21 protein-coding genes are annotated in these 21,458 nt (G+C 66.5%); 12 read left to right on the plus strand and 9 right to left on the minus strand.

Annotated features, from left to right (window positions below):
• The first annotated feature begins 4 nt into the window (after positions 1 to 4).
• Both WDB71_RS06300 and WDB71_RS06305 read left to right on the plus strand, forming a co-directional pair.
• Positions 5 to 1,630, plus strand: a complete 1,626-nt coding sequence (locus tag WDB71_RS06300; RefSeq protein ID WP_341503789.1) for an amidohydrolase — start codon at positions 5 to 7, stop codon at positions 1,628 to 1,630.
• Entirely contained in the window at positions 1,617 to 2,177 is a 561-nt protein-coding gene (locus tag WDB71_RS06305) for a GNAT family protein (protein WP_341503790.1), read from the plus strand. The genes WDB71_RS06300 and WDB71_RS06305 overlap by 14 nt, the downstream gene beginning before the upstream one ends.
• Here the strand turns inward: WDB71_RS06305 and WDB71_RS06310 are convergent.
• From WDB71_RS06310 to WDB71_RS06325, 4 genes are all read right to left on the minus strand, one after another.
• On the minus strand, positions 2,153 to 2,332 hold the full coding sequence (locus tag WDB71_RS06310; RefSeq protein WP_341503791.1) for a hypothetical protein: 180 nt from the start codon (positions 2,330 to 2,332) through the stop codon (positions 2,153 to 2,155). The two genes, WDB71_RS06305 and WDB71_RS06310, sit on opposite strands and share 25 nt — an antisense overlap.
• A 103-nt stretch (positions 2,333 to 2,435) precedes the next feature.
• On the minus strand, positions 2,436 to 4,691 hold the full coding sequence (locus WDB71_RS06315) for an aminotransferase class V-fold PLP-dependent enzyme (protein WP_341503792.1): 2,256 nt from the start codon (positions 4,689 to 4,691) through the stop codon (positions 2,436 to 2,438).
• A 143-nt stretch (positions 4,692 to 4,834) separates the two neighbouring features.
• Positions 4,835 to 5,263 (minus strand): hypothetical protein, encoded by a 429-nt coding sequence (locus tag WDB71_RS06320; RefSeq protein WP_341503793.1) that lies wholly within the window; start codon positions 5,261 to 5,263, stop codon positions 4,835 to 4,837.
• A 213-nt stretch (positions 5,264 to 5,476) separates the two neighbouring features.
• Positions 5,477 to 6,169 (minus strand): SDR family NAD(P)-dependent oxidoreductase, encoded by a 693-nt coding sequence (locus WDB71_RS06325; protein ID WP_341503794.1) that lies wholly within the window; start codon positions 6,167 to 6,169, stop codon positions 5,477 to 5,479.
• A 38-nt stretch (positions 6,170 to 6,207) separates the two neighbouring features.
• Between WDB71_RS06325 and WDB71_RS06330 the strand changes: the two genes are divergently transcribed.
• Together WDB71_RS06330 and WDB71_RS06335 are read left to right on the plus strand one after the other, a co-directional pair.
• Positions 6,208 to 7,038 (plus strand): mechanosensitive ion channel family protein, encoded by an 831-nt coding sequence (locus tag WDB71_RS06330; RefSeq protein WP_341503795.1) that lies wholly within the window; start codon positions 6,208 to 6,210, stop codon positions 7,036 to 7,038.
• A gap of 91 nt (positions 7,039 to 7,129) precedes the next feature.
• Positions 7,130 to 7,504, plus strand: a complete 375-nt coding sequence (locus WDB71_RS06335; RefSeq protein ID WP_341503796.1) for a hypothetical protein — start codon at positions 7,130 to 7,132, stop codon at positions 7,502 to 7,504.
• Here the strand turns inward: WDB71_RS06335 and WDB71_RS06340 are convergent.
• Positions 7,455 to 9,047, minus strand: coding sequence for a cation:proton antiporter family protein (locus WDB71_RS06340; RefSeq protein WP_341503797.1), 1,593 nt, complete (start codon positions 9,045 to 9,047; stop codon positions 7,455 to 7,457). The two genes, WDB71_RS06335 and WDB71_RS06340, sit on opposite strands and share 50 nt — an antisense overlap.
• 70 nt (positions 9,048 to 9,117) lie before the next feature.
• Between WDB71_RS06340 and WDB71_RS06345 the strand changes: the two genes are divergently transcribed.
• Positions 9,118 to 9,603, plus strand: coding sequence for a glutathione peroxidase (locus WDB71_RS06345; RefSeq protein ID WP_341503798.1), 486 nt, complete (start codon positions 9,118 to 9,120; stop codon positions 9,601 to 9,603).
• Here WDB71_RS06345 and WDB71_RS06350 read toward each other — a convergent pair.
• The 3 genes from WDB71_RS06350 to WDB71_RS06360 all read right to left on the minus strand — a co-directional run bounded on the left by WDB71_RS06350 (position 9,563) and on the right by WDB71_RS06360 (position 13,374).
• On the minus strand, positions 9,563 to 11,203 hold the full coding sequence (locus tag WDB71_RS06350; protein ID WP_341503799.1) for a M28 family peptidase: 1,641 nt from the start codon (positions 11,201 to 11,203) through the stop codon (positions 9,563 to 9,565). The genes WDB71_RS06345 and WDB71_RS06350 overlap by 41 nt on opposite strands.
• A gap of 91 nt (positions 11,204 to 11,294) precedes the next feature.
• Positions 11,295 to 12,701: a heavy metal sensor histidine kinase gene (locus tag WDB71_RS06355; protein WP_341503800.1), complete on the minus strand. Its 1,407-nt coding sequence runs from the start codon at positions 12,699 to 12,701 to the stop codon at positions 11,295 to 11,297.
• Positions 12,694 to 13,374 carry a heavy metal response regulator transcription factor gene (locus WDB71_RS06360; protein WP_341503801.1) on the minus strand — a complete coding sequence of 227 codons (681 nt, stop codon included), beginning with the start codon at positions 13,372 to 13,374 and terminating at the stop codon, positions 12,694 to 12,696. The genes WDB71_RS06355 and WDB71_RS06360 overlap by 8 nt, the downstream gene beginning before the upstream one ends.
• A gap of 197 nt (positions 13,375 to 13,571) precedes the next feature.
• On the opposite strand from WDB71_RS06360, the gene WDB71_RS06365 reads away from it, so the two are divergent.
• The 5 genes from WDB71_RS06365 (at position 13,572) to WDB71_RS06385 (ending at position 17,970) form a co-directional block, all read left to right on the plus strand.
• Entirely contained in the window at positions 13,572 to 15,365 is a 1,794-nt protein-coding gene (locus WDB71_RS06365; protein ID WP_341503802.1) for a copper resistance system multicopper oxidase, read from the plus strand.
• Positions 15,362 to 16,255, plus strand: coding sequence for a copper resistance protein B (locus WDB71_RS06370; protein ID WP_341503803.1), 894 nt, complete (start codon positions 15,362 to 15,364; stop codon positions 16,253 to 16,255). Before WDB71_RS06365 ends, WDB71_RS06370 begins: the two co-directional genes overlap by 4 nt.
• A 27-nt stretch (positions 16,256 to 16,282) precedes the next feature.
• Entirely contained in the window at positions 16,283 to 16,561 is a 279-nt protein-coding gene (locus WDB71_RS06375) for a hypothetical protein (protein ID WP_341503804.1), read from the plus strand.
• A 43-nt stretch (positions 16,562 to 16,604) separates the two neighbouring features.
• Positions 16,605 to 17,168, plus strand: a complete 564-nt coding sequence (locus WDB71_RS06380) for a cytochrome c (RefSeq protein WP_341503805.1) — start codon at positions 16,605 to 16,607, stop codon at positions 17,166 to 17,168.
• 109 nt (positions 17,169 to 17,277) lie between these two features.
• On the plus strand, positions 17,278 to 17,970 hold the full coding sequence (locus WDB71_RS06385; RefSeq protein ID WP_341503806.1) for a hypothetical protein: 693 nt from the start codon (positions 17,278 to 17,280) through the stop codon (positions 17,968 to 17,970).
• Positions 17,971 to 18,021: 51 nt separating this feature from the next.
• Here the strand turns inward: WDB71_RS06385 and WDB71_RS06390 are convergent, their stop codons facing one another.
• Positions 18,022 to 18,768: an HAD-IIA family hydrolase gene (locus tag WDB71_RS06390; RefSeq protein WP_341503807.1), complete on the minus strand. Its 747-nt coding sequence runs from the start codon at positions 18,766 to 18,768 to the stop codon at positions 18,022 to 18,024.
• Between the two features lie 86 nt (positions 18,769 to 18,854).
• Here WDB71_RS06390 and WDB71_RS06395 point away from each other — a divergent pair, with 86 nt between their 5' ends.
• Positions 18,855 to 19,688 carry a DUF3025 domain-containing protein gene (locus WDB71_RS06395; RefSeq protein WP_341503808.1) on the plus strand — a complete coding sequence of 278 codons (834 nt, stop codon included), beginning with the start codon at positions 18,855 to 18,857 and terminating at the stop codon, positions 19,686 to 19,688.
• A gap of 54 nt (positions 19,689 to 19,742) precedes the next feature.
• The gene (locus WDB71_RS06400) at positions 19,743 to 21,458 is read left to right on the plus strand and encodes an oligopeptide transporter, OPT family (RefSeq protein ID WP_341503809.1); all 1,716 of its coding nucleotides are present in this window, start codon (positions 19,743 to 19,745) and stop codon (positions 21,456 to 21,458) included.

Below are 21,458 nucleotides of genomic sequence, written 5' to 3' on the forward strand. Positions count from 1 at the left end.
TTTCATGAAGCGATGGATGCTGGCGGCGCTGGCCCTGGTAGGCCTTGGTGCCGGCGCCGAGACGGTGGTGCTGGACGACATCAGGGGCTACGGCTGGCAGGGTGAGCAGCTGGTCCGGTTCAGCCGCCTGATCATCGAGGACGGCAAGGTCAAGGCCAGGGGCGGCAGCGAGCTGGCCATCCCCGAGGGGGCCAGGGTGCGGGATCTGGACGGCAGGACGGTGCTGCCCGGCCTCATCGATGCCCATGGCCATGTCATGGGCCTGGGCTTCAACGCCCTGCGGGTCGATCTGGCCGGTACCACCAGCCTGGCCCAGGCCCTGGACAGGGTGCGTCGCTTCGCCCGCAAGAACCCGGCGCCGGCCTGGATCACCGGCCGGGGCTGGAACCAGGAGCTGTGGCCTGACCGGCGCATGCCCAGGGCCCGGGATCTGGCCCTGGTCGAGGATCCCAGACCGATCTGGCTGCGCCGGGTCGATGGCCATGCCGGCTGGGCCAACCAGGCGGCCCTGAAGCTGGCCGGCATCACCGCCAAGACCAAGGCCCCAGAGGGCGGCGCGATTCTCAGGGACAAGGACGGCAGGCCCACCGGGGTGCTGGTGGACAACGCCATGGCGCTGGTGGAAAGGCTGATCCCCGAGCCCAGTGAGGCCGAAAAGGAAGCGGCCCTGACCGCGGCCCTGCAGATCCTGGCCGGGGTCGGGTTGACCTCGGTCCATGATGCCGGCGTCGATCTGGACAGCTGGCAGCGTTTCGAAAGGCGCGGCGACAGGCTCAGCAGCCGCCTCCATGTGATGCTGGCCGCCGAGCCCGCCCTCTGGCAGCGGCTCGGCGTGCAACAACCCCGTTTCGACGACCGCCTCCAGGCCAGGGCCGTCAAGCTCTATGCCGATGGCGCCCTGGGCTCCCGCGGCGCGGCCCTGCTGGCGGATTACCACGACAAGCCTGGCCACCGTGGCCTGATGATCTACCAGCCGGGCGAACTGGAATCGCTGATCCGCCAGGCCGCCGGCCTCGGCTTCCAGGTCAATGTCCATGCCATCGGCGATGCCGGCAACAGACGGGTGCTCGATGCCTTTGCCGCCCTGCCCAAGGACCAGCGCCAGGGCCGCCGACACCGCATCGAGCATGCCCAGGTGGTGGCCCTGGAGGACATCCCCCGCTTCAAGGCCCTGGACATCATCGCCTCCGTCCAGCCCAGCCACGCCACCTCGGACATGAACATGGCCGAAAACCGCCTTGGCAAGCAGCGTATCAGGGGTGCCTACGCCTGGCAGCGTTTCCTGGACGCCGGTGTGGCCATTGCCGCCGGCTCCGACTTCCCGGTGGAAAGCGCCAATCCCTTCTACGGCCTCTATGCGGCGGTCAGCCGCCAGGACCACCAGGGCAAGCCCAGGGACGGCTGGTATGGTGACCAGGCCCTGACCCGGGAGCAGGCCCTGTACGGCTTCACCCGGGGCGCGGCCTTCGCCGCCTTCATGGAGGACAGGGTCGGCGCCCTGGCGCCGGGCCAATGGGCCGATCTGCTGATCCTGGACAGGGACTACTTCCAGGTGCCGGTGGCCGAGATCTGGCAGCTCAGGCCCAGGGAAACCTGGCTGGCGGGGGAGGTGGTCCATGTTGGTCCCTGACTGGCCACTGCAGACGGCGCGGCTCAGGCTGCGTCCCCTGGACGAGGGTGACTTCGATTATTTCCAGGCCCAGCGCGGCGATGCCGAGACCATGCGCCATGTGGGCGAGCCCGAGTCCGGCGATGTGCTCAGAGAGCGTTTCGCCGAGCGCATCCGGCCCTGGACGGGGGAGCCGAACCAGTGGCTGTCGCTGGTGGCCTGCCTGGAAGACGGCACCCCGATCGGCAGCGCCGGCTTGCGGCTGCGTGCACCTGGCCTGGCGGAGATCGGCTATGCCTTCCTGCCGGCCTTCCAGGGCAAGGGCTATGCCCTGGAGGCGGTCAGGGCCCTGGTCGAGTTGATCTTCGAGCGGCTGGCTTGCCACAAGGTGATGGCCCAATGCACCCTGGCCAACGAAGGCTCCTGGCGGCTGATGGAAAGGCTGGGCATGGTCAGGGAGGGCAGGCTGGCCGAACATCTGCAGGTCGGCCAGCACTGGCAGGACTGTTATCAGTACGGGCTACTGGCCCGGCACTGGCGGGCTCAGGATTTGGGCACCGTGCCCTGAACGTCACCCACGAAGTTGCCGGCCATGCCGGCCGCCACATCGGCGCCGTAGATCAGCAGGGCGCCGATCAGCATGGTGTGGCGGCTCTTGAGCAACCAGCCGAGGATCACCAGCACCAGCCCGATGATCCGCACCACCTCTTGAAAATGTTCCATATGCAAGCCTGTTATTGATTCTTTGTGCTTATTCTTGTGGCAGAGAGCGGCCTTGTAAATAGTTCATCTTAAAGAAAATCGGCGCCCATGGGCGCCGATGTCGTCAGTGGGACAGGGCCACGCCGCCCTTGAGGTGGTAGATGTCGCCGATATCGAGCCGGGTCAGGGCCGCCGCCGCCACCTGGGAGCGGGAGCCGGAGCGGCAGTAGCAGATCAGCGGCCCGGCGCCCTGGGGGTGCTCCAGCACGTACTGGGCCAGGCGCGACAGCGGCACGTTGCCGTCATCGCCGGCCAGGGTGCTCAGGTGGTGCTCATGGGGCTCGCGCACGTCCAGCAGCACGCAACCGTCCCTGCTGCGCAGCAGCGGCAGGCTGTCCGGGGTCAGCTCCTGTTCGGGCTGCAGGGGCAGATCGCTGAGGGTGACGCCGCAGCGGATTTCGCTGCCCCGGCAGGGCTGCTCCAGGGCCGCGTCGATGCGGCTCTTCTCGGCCACGAAGGCGTCCCGCTCCAGGGGCAGGGGCGCCAGCAGCGAGGCCAGCAGCGGGTTGTGCTTGCGTTCGGCATCCAGGCTGGTGAACAGCAGGTTATGGTAATCGTGGGCCGGCAGCAGCAGTGCCCGGGCCGGCACCAGCTCGGCCAACAACCGCACGCTGTCGTAGAGGTGGGCGGCGTCGGAGCTGGCGAAATCGGTCCGGCCGAGGCCCCCGTGCAGTATGGTGTCGCCCACGAAGGCGGCCCGGACGGCGCCGTCCTGGACCAGCAGGTAGCTGACCGAGTCGGCGGTATGGCCCGGGGTGGGCAGCCTGAGCAGCGCCCAGGGCCCCAGGGCCAGGGCCGGCAGCCTGTGACCCTTGAGTTCAGCCGCCGGGCGGCCCTGGGGCCAGCCGAGGTGATCGGCGTCGCAGGGCGTCAACCGCTTGCCCAGGCGCTGCCTGAGCAGGGGCGCGGCGGAGTCGTGATCGGCATGGCCGTGGCTGTCCAGGATGGCCAGCACCTTGAGATCCTGGCATTCGATGGTCTGCACCAGGCGGTCCACCAGGCTGGCCAGGGGTTCGATGATCACGCAATCACTGCCCTGTACCAGCAGGTAACAGCAATCCTCGCCGCTCTTGAGCTGGACCAGCCCCTGCAGCCTTTCACCCGGGTTGAGCTGGATGGGGTGGCGGCAGGACAGGGTCAGGGCCTGGGCGGCCTCCTTGATGCGGGCGCAGGCGCGGTCGATGTCGCCCTGGGTCACCGCCGGGCCGAAGGACATGCGGATGGCGGCGGCGCTCTGCCAGGCCGGCAGGCCCATGGCGTCCAGCACATAGCTGCGGCTGGCGCCGCTGGAGCAGGCGGAGCCGGAGGAGACGCGGATGTTGGCGGCGTCGAACAGATCCAGCAGCTCCTTGGAGGCGAAGCCCTCCACCGCGAAATTGAGGGTGGTGGGCACCGACACCAGGAAGTCGTTGTTGAACACCAGGCCCGGGAAGGCGGCGCTCAGGGCGTTGGCCAGCTGGTCGCGAAAGCGCACCAGGGTGTCCTGGTCGCGGAAGGTAGTGTGCTTGGGATCCAGCAGCGCCTCCAGCACCGGCTTCAAGGAGGCGATGCCGGGCAGGTTCTCGGTACCGGAGCGCAGGCCCTGCTCCTGGCCGCCACCGGCAATGATGGGCGAGAAGGGCACGCCCGGGCGCACATAGAGCAGGCCGATGCCCTTCATGGCGTAGAGCTTGTGGCCGGAGAAGGGGGCATAGTCGATGCTGGTGTCACTGAGGGCCAGGGCCATCTTGCCAAGGGCCTGGACGCAGTCGACCATCCACAGCACATCCGGGTTTTGGTCGCGGATGGCCTTCTCCAGGGCCGGCAGATCCTGGCGGGCACCGGTCTCGTTGTTCACCGCCATGGTGCAGATCATCAGGGCGTCGGCGGCATTGGCGCGGATAAAGTCCAGATCCAGCAGGCCGGACTTGTCCACCGGGATCGCCACCAGCTCGGCATTGATGCCCAGCAGCTCATTCCAGTGCTTGAGGGTATTGGGCACCGCCTTGTGCTCGGTGGCGCCGTACAGCAGCAGCTTGCGGGGCCGGTTGAGCTTGTCCGGCTGCTGCTTGAGGGCCGACAGGGCCGAGACTACGGCGGTCTGGATCCCTTCGGTGGCGCCGGAGGTGAAGATGAGGTGGCCGTCGCGGGCGCCCAGCACCTGCCTGGCCAGGGTGCGGGTGCTCTCCATCAGGTGTTTGGCCCGCAAGCCGGTCATGTGGCTGGAGCTGGGGTTACCGTACAGCTCGGCCATGACCTGGCCGACCGCCTCGATGGACGCCGGCAGTACCGGGGTGGTGGCATTGGCGTCCAGGTAGATTTCATCATGATGGTGCGACATACAGCGACAGTCTCTCATCCGGGATCCGAAAGAGGCTTCATACTATATGCGCTCAACGAATAACGATATTCCTTTTTGAAATAAAAGAGGTGATCTGATAGCCAGGCGCGATAAAAAAGGCCGGCCCCCGGGCCGGCATGGCGTCAGGGCTCTTGGTCTTCCCAGGCCGAGGCCAGATCCCAGCCCTGCTCGGTTTTCAGCAGCTCGTGGCGCTCGTCCAGGTGCCTGACATCGCCGCGCTGGAACTGGCCGAACTGCAGGGACAGCTGCCAGAGGTTGAGGCCGCCGCTGATGGCGGACAGCCAGCGGCCCTGCTCGGCCTGGCCCTCGGTTTCGCTGGCCAGCTCGTCGAAGCTCTTGAGAAAGACCAGATCGTATTTCACGTCCACCAGGTAGCGATCGCTGCCCAGCTCGCGGCCGTTGACCTTTTCCAGGTTGCGGACCAGCACCACGCCCGGGCCCAGCTGGCGTTCGTAGTGGCGGTCCAGCATCTCGGCCAGCTCCCCTTCGCCGGGGGCGAAGGAGCAGGCCGTGAGCAGCAGGGAGAAAAACAGGAGCAGTGCGCGCAACATGAATATTTACCTCTGGGGAACGGGAAATGGGTGCCGTGCCCCTTTGCTGATTGGTCCGGAAAAAGCCGTTAATAACGCAAGATAATCTAATGGGAAATGACAGGGAAGATCATGGAAATGTGGCCAGTCCCCTCCCTGTGTTGCTCTTCTTTCAAGGTGGTGCCACTCAGCTTCAATGCCTGCAGGTAACAGGCATCATCGCCTGTTCAGGTACTAGGGCTCCAGGCGGCAGTTGACCGCTATCTCGTCCACCACCGCACTGTTGGGCAGGGCCAGTATGCTGTCCACCAGGGCCGCGATGTCGTCCGGCTGGGTCAGGGTGTCAGGCTCCAACGGACAGTTTGCAGCGGCCATATCGGTATTGACCCAGGACGGGCAGATGGCGGTGGCGCGGATGCCGTCCTCCCAGCCGGTGTTGCGGATGGCCTGGTGCAGGGCCAGCTGGGCGAACTTGCTGGCGGAATAACCGGCGGACAGGCCCTTGACCCGCTTGCCGGACAGGCTCACCAGGCTGATCACCCGGCCCTGGCCGTGGGCGCGCAGATCCTCCCAGGCGGCCCGGGTCAGGCGCCAGGGCGCCTTGAGGTTCACCTCCAGCATCCGCTCCAGGGGCGCCTCGAAATCATCCAGCAGGCCCACCACTTCCAGCACCCCGGCGCAGTGGACCAGGGTATCCACGGGCCCCAGGGCCTTGCGTGCCGATGCCAGCCAGGCCTCTTCGTCACCTCGGCTGGCGTCATAGGCGAAGCAGTGGTGCTGGGCCAGATCGGCCGGGGGCTGGCCGCTGCGGATGCCCAGGCTCAGTCTGTGGCCCTGGGCGGAAAGATGCCTGGCGATGGCCAGGCCGATGCCACGGCTGGCGCCGCTGATCAGGATATTGCGAACCATGAAAAAATCGTCCGACATGCCATAATGGCGCCATTCTAGCAGAGACCCGAAAAACCATGCTCAGCCAAGAACTTAATCAAATCACCAAGATCACCGATATTGTCATCGACTACCTGGTCAACTACGGCTTCCAGCTGCTTGGCGCCCTGGTCATACTGCTGCTGGGCCTGCTGCTGGCCAGGAGCCTGGGCAATACCATGAAGCGGTTGGGGGAGAAGCGCCATTGGGATCCGACCCTGGCCCAGTTCCTGTCCAACCTGGTGCGGCTGCTGGTGCTGGGTCTGTTCATCATCATCGCCGCCGGCAAGCTGGGGCTGACCATCAGCCCGCTGATCGCCGCTATTGGTGCCGCTACCTTCGGCCTCAGTCTGGCCCTGCAGGGGCCGGTGTCCAACTACGGCTCCGGGCTGGCGCTGATCCTGACCCGGCCCTTCGTGGTGGGTGACACCATCACCATCCTCGATCGCGACGGTGTGGTGGAGCAGATCACCCTGGCCCAGACGGTGCTGGTCACCGAGGACGGCGAGCGTATCCATATTCCCAATCGCCAGGTGCTGGGGGAGATCTTCCACAACTCCAAGGAGAACAAGCTGGCGGAGACCCTGCTGCTGCTGCCGGCCCAGGCCGAGCCGGCCAGGGCCATAGCGCTGCTCAAGGCAGAGCTGGAAAAACACCCCGAGCTGGCTACCGAGCCTGCGCCCCAGGTGGGTATCGATGCCTTCACCCCCCTGGGTGTGCGCATCGGGGTGCGGCTGTGGTTGCCCACGGCCCGATACCACGAGGCCCGTTACGGCATCAACCTGGCGCTGTACCAGGTGCTGAGCCAGGCCGGCATGGCCCCGGCCAGCCACGGCGGTGCCGTGGCCGTCCAGCAGGCGGATATTTGACAAGATGCTAACAGGCGCGTTACAAGTGGGGCAGTGCAATCGCAAGAGGATGCTGTGCCATGGGTGCCACCGCCGAACTGCTGAACTGGCTATGGTCGCGAAAAAAGGCCTCCTGCTGAGCCTGCTGCTGGCAGGCTGCAGCCAGGCCGGCGGCCTGCCCACCCCAGGCACCGACGCTAAACCCGTGCCGACAGCCAAGATGACTCAAAGCATCATCAGCGGCCAGGGCGAGATCCGCCTGTTGCCCATGGAGGGCGGCTTCTACGGCATAGTGGCCGAGGACGGCCGTCACTGGCTGCCGCTGGGGCTGCCGCCCGAGTTTCGCCGGCCCGGCCTCAAGGTCCGCTTCAGCGGCGAGCCCAAGCCGGAGGTGCTCACCATCCAACAGTGGGGCACGCCGCTGCGCATCACCGAGATCAGCCCTCTGCCGGGGCAGCAGCCCGGGGGCCGTGACGGGACACATTGAGCACGTGGCGGGCAAAGCCCGCGCCCGCCTCTTCGAAGATATTGAACACCGCAATACCCAATTCCTTGAGTTCCTCCACTTCCTCCGGGAACTTGGCCACCGCCGCCACCTTGCCCTGGTAACCGCGCGCCTGTAGCTGCTTGGCGGCATAGAGGTTGCCGTGGTGGTTGGGCATGGCCAGCAGCACCAGCTCCAGCCCGTCGTCGTGACGGATCTTGGACCAGAAATCCGAGTCGGTGGCGTCGCCGACGATCACCTCCCTGTCGTCACCCCGATGTTCTTCCACCTTGTCCGGGGCATGGTCGATGCCCAGTACCCCGCTCTTGCCATACTCCGCCACCAGCTGATCGTAGGCGCCGGTGCCGAGCCGGCCCATGCCGAAGATCAGCACCCTGGCATGGCCGATGTCGATGGGGGCGTCCTCGGGGTGCAGCAGTTCGCGCTGGAAGCGCTGCAGCCGCCCGGCCAGGCGGTGGTAGAGGCCCTCGGCATGGCTGTTGACTGGTGCCGCCAGGGCAAAGGAGATGGACAGGGCGATGGCGATGATGGTCAGCCATTGGGGGCTGAACAGGCCGGTCTTGGCGCCGAGGGCGGCGACGATGAGGCCGAACTCCGAGAAGTTGGCCAGGGACAGGCTGGCCAGGCCGGCGGTGCGTACCCTGAGGCCGAAGCGGCTCAGCACCCGCATGTAGAGGTAGGTCTTCACCGGCAGCAGCGTCACCAGCAGCAGCGCCACCAGCAGCATCACCGGATCCGGCAGGCCGTTCAGTCCTATGGTCAGGAAGAAGGCCACCAGCAGCAGTTCCTTGAGGTTGAACAGGGTCTTGGCGACGCCGTCGGCCCGCTCATGGCCGGCAATGAGCATGCCCATCAACAGCGCCCCCAGATCCGGCTTGAGGCCGGCGGCCTCGAACAGGGCCACGCCGCCCACCAGGGCCAGGCAGATCCCGGCCAGGCCCTGCAGCTCGGACGGGCCGCACCAGTCCAGCAGCTTGTACAGCAGCGGCCGGCTCAACGGCAGGGCCAGCAGGACCAGGGCCCAGGGCTCCGGCACCTGGCCCTTGGCAAAGGTCAGGAAGATCACCGCGAAGATGTCCTGCATCACCAGTATGCCGATGGCGATACGGCCGTAGAAGGAGCTGGTCTCGCCCTTGTCCTCCAGCACCTTGATGGCGAAGACGGTGGAGGAAAACGACAGTGCGAAGCCGGCCAGCAGCCAGGTCTTGGTACCGCCCTCAATAAGCCCCGTATGGCCGATGGCGGCCAGCACCAGGGCGAAGAACAGGGTGGAAATGGCCAGGTGCAGGCTGGCGGCACCCCAGATCTCCGGCTTGGCCAGGTTCCTCACCTTCAGCTTGAGGCCGATGGAGAACAGCAGCAGGGTGATGCCGAGATCGGCGATGTCGTGGAGGTTTTCCGGGGGCTCGACGCCGAGGGCATGGAGGCCGAAGCCGGCCACCAGGTAGCCCACCATGGGCGGCAGGCCGATGCGACTGAACAGAAGGCCACAGAGGAAGGCCAGGGCGATGAAGGCGGCACTCATGTCAGGACTGGTTCTTTTGCGAACTTTTCACCATGATATCAGTTAAGGCCCCGTTTTCAGGAAGATTTTCATGCAACCCACCCATATCCAGGTCCGTCACCAGGACGGCCGTGAAAGTGACTTGAGCGAATTCCAGGGCAAGCTGTGGCTGGTGGTCAACACCGCCAGCCAGTGCGGCTATACCCCCCAATACCAGGGCCTGCAGGCGCTGTGGGAAAAGTACCGGGAGCGCGGCCTGGTGGTGCTGGGCTTTCCCTGCAACCAGTTCCTCAAGCAGGAGCCAGGCACGGATGCCGAAATAGGCCAGTTCTGCGAACGCAACTACGGGGTCGACTTCCCGCTGTTCGCCAAGACCGAGGTTAACGGCGAGGGCACCCACCCGCTCTTTGCCTGGCTGAAGAAAGAAGCGCCCGGCGTCCTGGGGACCCGGGCGGTGAAATGGAACTTTACCAAGTTCCTGGTCAGTCCGGATGGCCGGGTGAAGCGCTTTGCCACCCGCACCGAGCCAGAGGCCCTTACCGAGCAGATTGAGCAGTGGTTGCCGAAGGACGTTTGAATTCGGCGCCCGGTTGCCACTTGGGCCACTGCTCGCTCACGGCAAGCTCTGCCAGCACCTGGTGGAAGAGGGCCAGATCGGCCAGGGCGCCGCGCAGATCCCAGTCCGCCTGGAACTCGTCGCAGGGGCCGTGGTAGCAGCCCTTGAGGCGGGCCTTCATCTGCTCACGGTAGCTGGCCACGGTCTCATCCCAGGGCTGGCTGCCGCCGCCGGCGTACAGGGCCGGCACCCCGGCCTTGGCGAAGTTGAAGTGATCGGAGCGGTAGTAGCCACCGGCCTCGGGGCGGCTTGAGCCCACCAGGGTGCGGCCCTGGGCCTGGGCCGCTTTGTGCAGCCAGTGCTCGATGCTGGTCTTGCCCTTGCCAACCACCACCATGTCCCTGGTGGGGCCGTACACGCTCAGGCTGTCCATGTTGATGTTGGCCACCGTCCTGGCCAGCGGCACGGCCGGGTTGGCCACGTAGTGGCTGGAGCCCAGCAGGCCCTGCTCCTCGGCGGTGACCGCCAGGAAGGCGATGCTGCGGCGCGGCTTGTCATCGCCCTGGTAAAGGGGCGCCAGGGAGGCGGCCAGGCTGAGCAGGCCGGCGGTGCCGGTGGCGTTGTCCATGGCGCCGTTGTAGATCTGGTCGCCCCCCAGGCCCTCGTCCTTGCCGATGTGGTCCCAGTGGGCGGTGACGATCAGGGTCTCGTCGGTCTGGCCCGGCAGCACCGCCATCAGGTTGTGGGAGACGGTCTTTTCCACCCTGGAACGGACGGTGACGGCGGCCCTGGCCTTGAGGTCGGCCTGGGTCGGCGCCTTGGCGGCCCGGGCGCTGAGCTTATCGAAGTCCAGGCCGGCCTGGCCGAACAGCCTGTGGGCGGCGTCCAGGCTGATCCAGCCTTCCACCTTGACCCTGGGCTGGTCATTGCCGGCCAGATCGTACTGGGGGCCGGTCCAGGAGCTCTGGATCACCGACCAGCCGTAGGAGGCCGGGGCGCTCTGGTGGACGATCAGGGCCCCGGCGGCGCCCTGGCGGCTGGCCTCGGCGTACTTGTAGTCCCAGCGGCCGTAATAGGTCATGGCCTTGCCCTGGAAGCGCGCGTCGCCGGTGGCGAAGCCGGGGTCGTTGATCAGCATCACCACCGTCTTGCCCTTCACGTCCAGGCCGGCGTAGTCGTCCCAGCCCAGCTCCGGGGCGTGGATGCCGTAGCCCACGAACACCAGCTCGGAATCCTTCAGCTCCACCTGCTTCTGGGGATGGCGGCTGTGCACCACCATGTCCTCTTTGTAGTCCAGCACCAGATCCCCCAGCTTGAGCTGCATGTCGGGAGCGGCGGTGATGGCCATCAGCGGCACCGGCTGGCGGAAGCCGTTGCCGAAGCCGGGCTTGAGGCCCAGGGCCTGGAATTGGCCCTGCAGGTAATCCAGGGTCAGGGTCTCGCCCCGGGTGGCCGGCAGCCGGCCCTCGAAGGCGTCGGAGGACAGGGTCTTGACGTGGCTGCGGTACTGGGCCGCGTCCAGGCCGGCGGGCAGGACCTCGCCGGGGACGGCGCCGGCCGGCCCCTGGGCCAGGGCGCCCCAGCTCAGGGCCAGGGCGGCAAGGGAAAGGTGCTTTTTCATCAGGCTATTCCGTGGTTGTGCTGGCGCTACTCTGTCACAACGGCGGGACGCCGCCAAGGCGGCTCCGGACGGGCTGCCGGCGAGCCGGGATCTAGGGCGTCTCTCTCGGGGCCGCGGCGCCGGGCAGGCGGAAACTGAAGGTGGTCAGACCCTGTTTTGAGGTGACCCAGATGGTGCCGCCGTGGGACTCGATGATGGATCTGACGATGGCCAGGCCGAGCCCGGCCCCGTCGCTGTGGCGCCGTCGTGAGGGGTCGACCCGGTAGAAGCGGTCGAACAGGTGGTCCAGGTGCTCTGGCGCTATGGTCTCGCCGCTGTTGGTGATGTCCACCTGGATGTCGCCGTCGGCCAGGCCACGCAGGCCCAGGGCGATGGCGGCGCCGGGCGGTGAATGGCGGATGGCGTTGGACAGCAGGTTGGACAGGGCCCGCCTGAGCAGGGCCCTGTCCCCCTGTATCGCCGGGACAGTGCCGGTCAGCTCGAGGCTGAGCCCATGCTCCGCGGCCAGGGGGTCGAAGAACTCGAACAGGGCCCGGATCTCCATGGCCAGGTCAACGGCTGCCAGGGACGGCCTGATCAGGCCGTGCTCGCTCTTGGCCAGCCACAGCATGTCGTTGACCATCTTGGTCAGCCGCTCCAGCTCTTCCAGGCTGGAATAGAGCAGCTCCCGGTATTGTTCGGGGGAGCGGGACTTGCCCAGGGCCACCTGGGTTTGGGTGGTGAGGTTGGTCAGCGGCGTGCGCAGCTCGTGGGCGATATCGGCGGAAAAGTGGGACAGCCGTGTGAAGCCTTCCTCCAGACGGCCAATCATGCTGTTGAAGGCCTGCACCAGGGGGCCCAGCTCCCTTGGCACCTGGCCGGGATCCAGGCGCAGGTGCAGGCGATCGGCCTGGATCCGGCGCATGCTGTCGCTGAGGCTGTGCAGGGGCGCCAGGCCCTGGCGCACACCCAGCCAGGCGGCGGTCAAGGTCAGGGCGCCGGCCAGGGCCATGATCAACCACAGATGGCGACGAAAGCGCTGCAGGAAATGCAGGTGGGCGTCCATGGCGATGGCGGCGGTGATGCGGTATTGGCGCTCCCCCAACCGGAGCCGGCTCACCACCCCTCGGAAGTGGCTGCCGTCCGCCTGCCAGGTGGCGAGGTTAGCGGGGACTATCTTGGTCACAGGTTCAAGATGGCGGGCCGCACCCAGATCGGCCCCCGGGCTGGCATAGAGGCGGGTGCCATGCCGATCCTGGACCTGGAAATAGACGCCGTGATGCCCGGATACCGCCCGCGCCAGGGTCCTGGGCAACAGCACCGGATCGTCGGCCGCTGCCGCCAGGGCCTGGCTCACGGCCCGGGTCATCACCGCCAGCTCGGCGGCGTCCTGGTCGGCGAAGTGACCCTCTACGGCAGCCGCCACCAGCTGGCCGATCAGCGCCAGGCTGAGGCCGATGGCCAGGGCGACGAAGGCCATGGCCCTGGCGGCAAGGGACAGCGGCGGGCGGTTACTCATCTTCCACATCCAGCTTGTAACCCATGCCCCGTACCGTGTGGATGAGCTTGGGTTCGAAGTGATCATCGATCTTGGCGCGCAGCCGCCTGATGGCCACGTCGATGACATTGGTGTCGCTGTCGAAGTTCATGTCCCAGACCTGGGAAGCGATCAGCGAGCGGGGCAGTACCTCGCCCGGGTGGCGCGCCAGCAGCTCCAGCAGGCAAAACTCCTTGTGGCTGAGGCTGATCTTGCGGCCCGCTCTGGTCACCCGGCGCCGGCGCAGATCCAGCTTGAGATCGGCCAGGGTCAGGGTGTCGGTCTGCAGGGGCGCCGCCCGGCGGCGCAGCAGGGTGCGGATCCGGGCCAGCAGCTCGGCAAAGGCGAAGGGCTTGATCAGGTAATCGTCACCGCCCAACTCCAGGCCCCGGACCCTGTCGTCGACGCTGTCCCTGGCGGTGAGGAAGAGCACCGGGGTGGTGGCGCCGGCCTGGCGCAGGGCCTGGACGATCTGCCAGCCGTCGACATCGGGCAGCATCACGTCCAGGATGATCAGATCAAAATCCTCGGTCATGGCCAGGTGGTGGCCATCCAGGCCGCTGCGTGCCAGGGCCACCATGAAGCCCGCCTCGCTCAAGCCCTGGCGCAGGTAATCCCCCGTTTTCTTTTCGTCCTCCACTACCAGCAGCCGCATCTTGGTTACCTCATCAACCTGTCTGTACAGAGTCTAGCGGCGCCATGGCTACCGCAAGCTGACGGCAAGATGACGACTTTGTCATCTTGGGGTCATGCCGTGGCAAGGGGGCGCTGACTAAGCTTTTCCTTATCAGCCCGGCCATGGTCGGCCTGGGCACCATCATCCATTGAGGGAAAGAGGGGAGATCCCGTCCTATGAAAACGTCCAGAACCCCGGGGCGCCGCTTCGATCCCGGCCGCCGCCGCTTCGTACAGGGGCTGGTGGCCGGTGGCGTGCTACTCGGCATGCCGGGGTTGCTTCACGCCCGCCCCGAGCCGGGCGCGACCGGCACGGGCACGGCGCCGGTGCTGACCGGCTCCGTCATCGACCTGGTGATCGCCGAATCCAGGGTCAATTTCACCGGCCTGGTGCGCCGGGCCACCACCATCAATGGCTCCATCCCGGCCCCCACCCTGCGGCTGAGGGAAGGCGACGAGGTCACCATCAGGGTCACCAATAAATTGTCCGAGCCCAGCTCCATCCACTGGCACGGCATACTGCTGCCCTACCAGATGGACGGCGTGCCCGGGATCAGTTTTCCCGGCATAGCGCCAGGGGAAACCTACGTCTATCGTTTCCGGCTGCGCCAGAGCGGCACCTACTGGTACCACTCCCACAGCGGTTTTCAGGAGATGACCGGCATGTACGGCGCCATCATCGTCGAGCCCCGCGAAGGCGAGCGTATTCGCGCCGACCGGGACCATGTGGTGTTGCTCTCGGACTGGACAGACGAAGATCCGGCCTCCGTCTTCGCCAAGCTCAAGGTACAGAGCGACCTCTATAACTTCAACCAGCCCACCGCCGGCGACTTCTTCCGTGATGCCGGCAAGATGGGACTGGCGGCGGCCGTCAAGAAGCGGCAGATGTGGAACCGGATGCGCATGAATCCGACCGATCTGGCCGACCTGTCCGCCGCCACCCTGACCTTTCTGATGAATGGCAGCCCCCCGGCCGGCAACTGGACCGGGCTGTTCCGCCGCGGCGAGCGGGTGCGGCTGCGCTTTATCAACGGCTCCAGCAATACCTTCTACGACGTGCGCATCCCCGGGCTGAAAATGACGGTGGTACAGGCCGACGGCCAGGACGTTGAGCCGGTGACGGTGGACGAGTTCCGCTTCGGCTCGGGGGAAACCTACGACGTGCTGGTGGAGCCCAAGGAGGACGCCTACACCCTCTTTGCCCAGAGCATGGACCGCTCCGGCTATGCCAGGGGCACCCTGGCCACGCGCCAGGGCCTGGCGGCGCCGGTGCCGGCCATGGATCCCGTGCCCTGGTTGAGCATGGCCGACATGATGGGGACCATGGGCCTGGGCGGCAGTCACGCCATGATGGGCCATGGCGCCATGGACCATAGTGCCATGGGGCACGGCGCCATGGACCACGGCCAGCATGCCCGACACGGCGCCACCCTGGCCAGGCCGTCACAGCAGGTGCGCCATGCCCGGACCGAGTATGGCCCCTCCACGGACATGCGGGTCGACATGCCGCGCACCAACCTGGACGATCCGGGCGTCGGCCTCAGGGACAATGGCCGCCGGGTGCTGACCCAGGCCGATCTGCGCTCCCTGGACGGCATCCTTGACGACCGCCGCTCGCCAAGCCGGGAGCTGGAGCTGCACCTGACCGGCAACATGGAGAGGTACAGCTGGTCCATCGACGGCCTGGAATTCGGCCGCAGCACCCCGGTGGCCATGGCCCAGGGCGAACGGCTGCGGGTGATCCTGCAGAACGACACCATGATGACCCACCCCATGCACCTGCACGGCATGTGGAGCGATCTGGAGTCTGACCAGGGCGAGCTGCTGGTCAGGCGCCACACCATACCGGTACAGCCGGCGCAGCGGATCAGCTTCCTGACCACCCCGCACGATCTCGGACGCTGGGCCTGGCATTGCCACCTGCTGTTCCATATGGATGCGGGCATGTTCCGCGAGGTGGTGGTGTCATGAAGCAGACCAAGACCCCCTTTGCCGCCGTACCGACCCTGGCCGTTGCTTTGCTGGCCCTGGCCGGTGCCGCCTGGGCCCAGCCGGATGGCCAGCATCAGGATCACGACATGCCGGCCGAGGCCAAGGAGCAGCCGCAGCATGGCCAGATGCGCATGCAGGGCGGCGACGCCCCCGAAGACGCCCGTGACCCTCACCAGTATTCACAGGGCTTCACCCTCACCGAAGGGCCCTATGCGCTGCCGGGCAAGGTCCGGCCGCGCCTGGCCGACGAGCATCTGTTCTGGGCGGTGCAGGGGGATCGCCTCGAGCATGACGGTGAGGCCGGTGCCTTCGATTGGCAGCTCTGGTACGGCAGCAGCTACGACAAGCTGCTGGCCAAGGCGGAAGGCGAGCTGGCCGCGGGGCGCCTGCAGGAAAGCCAGACCGAACTGCTGTGGAGCCATGCTCTGGATGCTTATTTCGATGGTCAGCTCGGCGTCCGCTTCGACCAGGCCGACCGCGGGCCAAAGCGGCAATGGCTGGCCTTGGGCCTGCAGGGGCTGGCGCCTTACTGGTTCGAAATCGATGCCACCGCCTACCTGGGCGAGGGCGGCCGTACGGCCCTGGCCGTGGAGGCGGAATACGAACTGCTGCTCGGCCAGCGCCTGGTGCTGCAGCCCCGTGCCGAGCTGACGCTGTACGGCAAGGATGATCCGGCCAAGGGCCTGGGCAGCGGCCTGTCAGAGGCCGCCCTGGGGCTGAGGCTGCGTTACGAGTTCTCCCGCCAGTTCGCACCCTATGTGGGCGTCGAGTGGACGGGTCGTTTTGGCGAGACCGCCGACATGGCCCGTGCCGACGGCGAGCCGGTGCGCGATACCCGACTGCTGGCCGGCCTGAAATTCTGGTTCTAGATGCTTAACACTCACAGGAGACGCTATATGAAGAAGAGATCGACCGCCGTTGCCGGCACCCTGGCGCTGTTGCTTGCCTTGTCCGCCCAGGCCCACGGCCCCAGGCAGCATGGTAAGGAAGTGGACAAGCCGGATTGCACGGCCATCAAGGCCATGGCTCAGGAGATGGACCCCAATGATCCCCTGGTAAAGGCCCTGAGGAGCAAGTGCGCCAAGGCGGCGCATCAGGACGGACAGGACGCCAGTGGCCCCAAGCAGGGCGAAGAAAAGCAGGCGAAGCCTCGCCGGCACCAGCACTCTAAATGATGAGAATGGCGCCGCCCCGGGGCGGCGCCATGGAGGAACCGAGATGACATTTCGCAGACAAGGGGCCTGCCTTGGCTGCCTGGCCATGGCCCTGGTGGTGGCGGTCCTGGCCGGGCTCGCCTTCCTGTATTCCGGCTGGTACCCCATGGGTGCCGACAGGCCCCATAACGCCGTCACCTACTGGGCCCTGGAGACCCTGCGCGAGCGCGCCATCACCCGGGCGTCCGCCGACATTCCGCTGCCGGCCGATCTGGACAATCCGGCCCGGCTCTTGGCCGGCGCCGCCGACTACAACGACATGTGCACCGGCTGCCATCTCAGGCCCGGCCTGACCGAGAGCGATTTCACCCTGGGCCTGTACCCGGCGCCGCCGGATCTGACCCAGGCCCACCACCATGGCGACGAGCAGTCCGAGGCCAGGCGGCGCTTCTGGATCATCAAGCACGGCATCAAGGCCTCCGGCATGCCGGCCTGGGGGCCGCGCCATGACGACGAGCGGATCTGGAACATGGTGGCCTTCCTGTCCCGCCTGCCGGAGCTGACCCCGGAGCAGTACCGGGCCCTCAGCGCCCGCGGCGAGGAGGACGGCCACGACCACCAGCACTGAGCAGGAAAAACGGGCTGGGCCTGAGGGGGCCCGGATGGCATAATCCGGGGCCTTCATCTTCCCAGGCCAAGGATCAGCCAGGGCCATGGGTTCAACAGGAGGTAGTCCCATGCACCAGAGCGTCACCGAGCTCGCCCCCAACCTCTTCCGCCTGACCCTGGCGGAAAACGACAAGTTCGAGTTCAACCAGTTCCTGCTCCTCGACGACAAGCCGCTGCTGATGCACGCCGGCAAGCAGTCCCTGTTCGAGCCGCTTAAAAACATGGTGGCCGAGCTGATGGATCCCCGTGATTTGGCCTATGTGGCCTTCTCCCACTTCGAGGCCGACGAGTCCGGCGCCCTCAACCACTGGCTGGAGCTGGCGCCGGGCGCCCTCTGCCTGACCGGCCCCATAGGCCGCATCAACCTCAGCGACCATGCCATCCGTGCGCCCCAGGTGCTCAGGGACGGTGAGGCCGTCGAGCTGGGCCGGCGCCGGCTGCGCCTGGTGGAAACGCCGCACTTCCCCCACAACTGGGACGCGGTGCTCTGGTACGAGGAAAGGGACAGGCTGCTGTTCAGCTCTGATCACTGTGCCCAGGGCGGGATCTGCGCCCCGCTTACCGAGGAAGACATCAGCGAAATTGCAATCAACTTCGCCGAAAAGGGCGCCTTCATCCCAAAAGGGGACAGCACCCGTGCGGCCATCGCCAAGCTGGCCGGGCTGGAGGTGGACATGCTGCTGCCCATGCACGGCAGCGCCGTCCAGGGCCAGGCGGCCCGGCAGGTGCTGGACAGGGTAGGGGACTTCCTTGGCCGCTAACGGCCTTTTCGCCGAAGATAGACCAGAAAGGGCGGCCGAGGCCGCCCTTTTTTAGAAGATGTCGATGTCGCTGACCTTGTCGAACACATGATTGGGCCTGAAGGCCATCTGGGGGATGTCCTCGGGGCGGGAGACCCCGGACAGCACCAGTATGGTCTCAAGGCCGGCCTGGAAGCCGGCCAGAATGTCGGTGCGCAGGTTGTCGCCGATGATGACGGTGTCTTCGGAGTGGGCATGGATATGGTTCAGGGCCGAGCGGACGATCCAGCTGGATGGCTTGCCCACGTAGAAGGGCTGGTGGCCGGTGATGCGCTCTATGGGGGCGCACAGGGCGCCGCAGCCCGGGCTGTGGTTGGGGCCGCAGAAGTCCGGGTTGGTGGCGATGAAGCGGGCGCCACCGGCCACGAAGCGGGCCGCCTTGTGGATCATCTCCCAGTTGTAGGAGCGGGTCTCGCCCACTATGACGAAGTCCGGGTTGATGTCGGTGATGGTGAAGCCCACCTTGTACAGCTCGTGGCTGAGGGCGCTGTCGCCTATGACATAGGCCTTGGTGCCTTCCTGGCGGCGGATGAAGTCGGCGGTGGCCATGGCCGAGGTGTAGAACCTGTCTTCCGGCACATCGATGCCGGCCGCCGCCAGGCGGTTGTGCAGATCCCGGGCGGTCTGGGACGGGTAGTTGGTGAGCAGCACCAGGGGGTTGCCCTGGTCGAGGATGCGCTTGATGAAGGCGTCGGCGCCGGGAATGGCGGTGTTGTCGTGCATCAGCACGCCGTCGATGTCGCAGATGATGTTCTTCATGGGAAGGTTCCGCTCTCTGGGTACCCCAGTGATACCAGATCCGGCCGGGCCTTTGCTACACTGCGCGGCTCGAAACTGGAGTGACTATGCACTGGCAGACCACCTGGCTGGATGAGCCCCTGTTCGCCGATCCGGCCCGCCTTTTCCCGTCCCTGGGCCGCTTTTCGGCCTTTCCCGATGCCGCCGCCCTGACCGCCCTGTTGCCGGCCGGGGCTCGCAGCGGCGGCGGTGCGCCGCTTTGCTTCAGCCACGACGAGGACGACGACCGCTATTACGAGGCGCGCATCTTCGAAAGCGGCGCCGTGCCCACCCGCGCGGGCAACTGGCACGATTTCTTCAACGCCCTGATCTGGGCCGCCTTCCCCGGGGCCAAGGCAGCCATCAACGGCCAGCACCAGGCCGATATCCTGGCCCACGGCCTGAGCCCGCGCACATTGCGCCGGGACGCCCTGACGTTGTTCGACGAGTGCGGGGTGCTGGTGGTGAGCTCTGAGCCCGAGCTGCTGGCGGACCTGCGCCAGCACCGCTGGCAGCAGGTGCTGTGGCATGAGCGCGACAGGTGGGGCAGCTCCATCCGCGCCTATGTGTTCGGCCACGCCTGCTACGAGATGGCCCTCAGGCCCTTTATCGGCCTCACCGCCAAGATGCTGCCCATGCTGGCCGAGCCGGATTTCTTCCGGGACGACCTCGCCGGCCAGTACCGGCGCCTGGACGGCGCCTTCACTGCCCTGCTGGACAGGAATGGCTTGGCCGACAAGTCCCTGCTGTCGCCGCTGCCGCTGCTGGGGGTGCCGGGCTGGCATCCTGAGGCATCGGACGGGGATTTCTACGAAAATAGCGACTATTTTCGCCCCCTTCGCCGCCAAAGGACGCCGCTGGCGGCATTTCCTCTGCTGGACCGAGCCGCCCGGGCTGGATAGGGGCGGCGTTTTCCTTTAGTTTGTTCACAAACCGACAACAAGGAAGACGATAAATTGACTGCGCACACCCAAGTGATCAGGCGGGGCCCTTACCCCGAGCTGACCTGGACGGCGGTGCTGGTGGGCTATTTCCTCGGCGCCATCATCGCCGTGTCCATCGCCTATGCCGCCCTCAAGCTGGGCTTTTCCATCGAAGGCTCCGAACTGGCCGCCATCCTCGGCTTCGGCATCCTGAGGGGGATCCTCAACCGCTCCTCCATCATCGAAAACAACGTGGTGCAGACCATCGCCAGCGCCGTCAACGGCGCCTCCAGTGGCCTGATGTTCTCGGTGCCGGCCCTGTTCATCCTCGGCTATACGAACTTTAATCCGCTGCTGATCGTGTTCGGCGCCATTGCCGGCGCCTTCCTTGGCATTGCCTTCATCATCCCCCTGCGCAAGCAGATGATCGACTACGAGCGCCTGACCTACCCGGGCGGGGTGGCCGTGGCCACCATCCTCAAGTCGCCGGGCGCCGGGGTGAAGAAGGCCAAGCTGCTGGTGGGCGCGGCCCTGGCCAGCGGTGCCATCCACTTCGTCTCCAAGTACGTCGGCGTCGAATACTATGATCTCGGCGGCCTGCTGGGCATGCCGGAGTACACCAACGGCATCTGGTACCTGTCGCTGCTGACCGTGGGGGTGGGCTTCATCGCCGGCCGCGGTGGCGTCGCCTTCATCATCGGCGGCTTCGTCTGTTACTGGTTCCTGGCGCCCCTGCTGGCCGGCACCGAGCTGCTGCCTGTGGTGGACGGTAAGGTGGTCACCGATCCCGAGGCGCTCAGGGTGGATCTGTTCCGGCCGGTGGGCATCGGCATGCTGATCGGTGGCGCCCTGACCGGTATCGCCATGGCCTTTCCGCTGATCATCAACGCCATCAAGTCCATGCAGAACGCGGCCCGGGTCGAGTCCGCCGCCTCCAGGGACGAGATGCCCATCAAGCTGCTGTACGGCGCCATCATCGGCTGCGCCGTGCTGCTGTGCTTCATCGCCATCGCCAGCGCCCAGGAAGTGAGCATCTGGCGCGGCATCGCCATGGGCCTGTTGGGCACCTTCTGGGTCTGGGTGGCCGGGGTGATCCTGTCCGAGTGCATCGGCCGCACCAACTGGTCGCCGCTGTCGGGCATGACCCTGATCGCCGTGACCTTGCTGATCATCCTCACCTCCGGCCTGGATGACGAGTCCGCCGTCATTGCCGCCGTCACCGTCGGCGCCGCCGCCTGCGTGGCCATGTCCCAGGCCACCGACCTGATGCTGGATCTCAAGACCGGCTACCTGGTCGGCGCCACCCCGCGCATGCAGCAGTTCGGCCAGTTCATCGGCGCCTGGCTGGGGCCCATCATCGTCATGGCCCTGATCCTGGTGCTGCACAAGGCCTACGGCCTGGGCTCGGCGGAGCTGCCGGCGCCCCAGGGCCAGGCCCTGGCCTCGATGATCTCCGGCATCCTTGGCGGCGACGTGCCCACAGAGAAGTACCTGGCCGGCGCCGGCCTGGGCGCCATCCTCTCCGCCACCTCCGGTGGCCTGGGCATCACCGTTGGCCTGGGCTTCTACCTGCCCTTCGCCATCGTGCTCACCTATGCCCTCGGCACCCTGTCCCGGGAGCTGGTGGACAGGTTCAAGGGCAAGGAATTTTCCGAGAACACCGGCATCCCGGTGGCCGCCGGCCTCATCGTCGGCGAGGCCCTGGTGGGGGTCGGGTTCGCCGTCACCTACATAGTGCAGGGGGTGTGA

The sequence above is a fragment of the Gallaecimonas sp. GXIMD4217 genome (genome assembly GCF_038087665.1).
GTDB lineage: Bacteria > Pseudomonadota > Gammaproteobacteria > Enterobacterales > Gallaecimonadaceae > Gallaecimonas.

Coding starts and splice junctions, on each gene's coding strand:
- WDB71_RS06365 (WP_341503802.1), top strand. CDS start 13,572: ATGAAAACGTCCAGAACCCCGGGGCGCCGCTTCGATCCCGGCCGCCGC.
- WDB71_RS06360 (WP_341503801.1), bottom strand. CDS start 13,374: ATGCGGCTGCTGGTAGTGGAGGACGAAAAGAAAACGGGGGATTACCTG.
- WDB71_RS06340 (WP_341503797.1), bottom strand. CDS start 9,047: ATGAGTGCCGCCTTCATCGCCCTGGCCTTCCTCTGTGGCCTTCTGTTC.
- WDB71_RS06375 (WP_341503804.1), top strand. CDS start 16,283: ATGAAGAAGAGATCGACCGCCGTTGCCGGCACCCTGGCGCTGTTGCTT.
- WDB71_RS06320 (WP_341503793.1), bottom strand. CDS start 5,263: ATGTTGCGCGCACTGCTCCTGTTTTTCTCCCTGCTGCTCACGGCCTGC.
- WDB71_RS06335 (WP_341503796.1), top strand. CDS start 7,130: ATGGTCGCGAAAAAAGGCCTCCTGCTGAGCCTGCTGCTGGCAGGCTGC.
- WDB71_RS06395 (WP_341503808.1), top strand. CDS start 18,855: ATGCACTGGCAGACCACCTGGCTGGATGAGCCCCTGTTCGCCGATCCG.
- WDB71_RS06310 (WP_341503791.1), bottom strand. CDS start 2,332: ATGGAACATTTTCAAGAGGTGGTGCGGATCATCGGGCTGGTGCTGGTG.
- WDB71_RS06345 (WP_341503798.1), top strand. CDS start 9,118: ATGCAACCCACCCATATCCAGGTCCGTCACCAGGACGGCCGTGAAAGT.
- WDB71_RS06325 (WP_341503794.1), bottom strand. CDS start 6,169: ATGTCGGACGATTTTTTCATGGTTCGCAATATCCTGATCAGCGGCGCC.
- WDB71_RS06300 (WP_341503789.1), top strand. CDS start 5: ATGAAGCGATGGATGCTGGCGGCGCTGGCCCTGGTAGGCCTTGGTGCC.
- WDB71_RS06380 (WP_341503805.1), top strand. CDS start 16,605: ATGACATTTCGCAGACAAGGGGCCTGCCTTGGCTGCCTGGCCATGGCC.
- WDB71_RS06305 (WP_341503790.1), top strand. CDS start 1,617: ATGTTGGTCCCTGACTGGCCACTGCAGACGGCGCGGCTCAGGCTGCGT.
- WDB71_RS06330 (WP_341503795.1), top strand. CDS start 6,208: ATGCTCAGCCAAGAACTTAATCAAATCACCAAGATCACCGATATTGTC.
- WDB71_RS06390 (WP_341503807.1), bottom strand. CDS start 18,768: ATGAAGAACATCATCTGCGACATCGACGGCGTGCTGATGCACGACAAC.
- WDB71_RS06370 (WP_341503803.1), top strand. CDS start 15,362: ATGAAGCAGACCAAGACCCCCTTTGCCGCCGTACCGACCCTGGCCGTT.
- WDB71_RS06355 (WP_341503800.1), bottom strand. CDS start 12,701: ATGAGTAACCGCCCGCCGCTGTCCCTTGCCGCCAGGGCCATGGCCTTC.
- WDB71_RS06350 (WP_341503799.1), bottom strand. CDS start 11,203: ATGAAAAAGCACCTTTCCCTTGCCGCCCTGGCCCTGAGCTGGGGCGCC.
- WDB71_RS06385 (WP_341503806.1), top strand. CDS start 17,278: ATGCACCAGAGCGTCACCGAGCTCGCCCCCAACCTCTTCCGCCTGACC.
- WDB71_RS06315 (WP_341503792.1), bottom strand. CDS start 4,691: ATGTCGCACCATCATGATGAAATCTACCTGGACGCCAATGCCACCACC.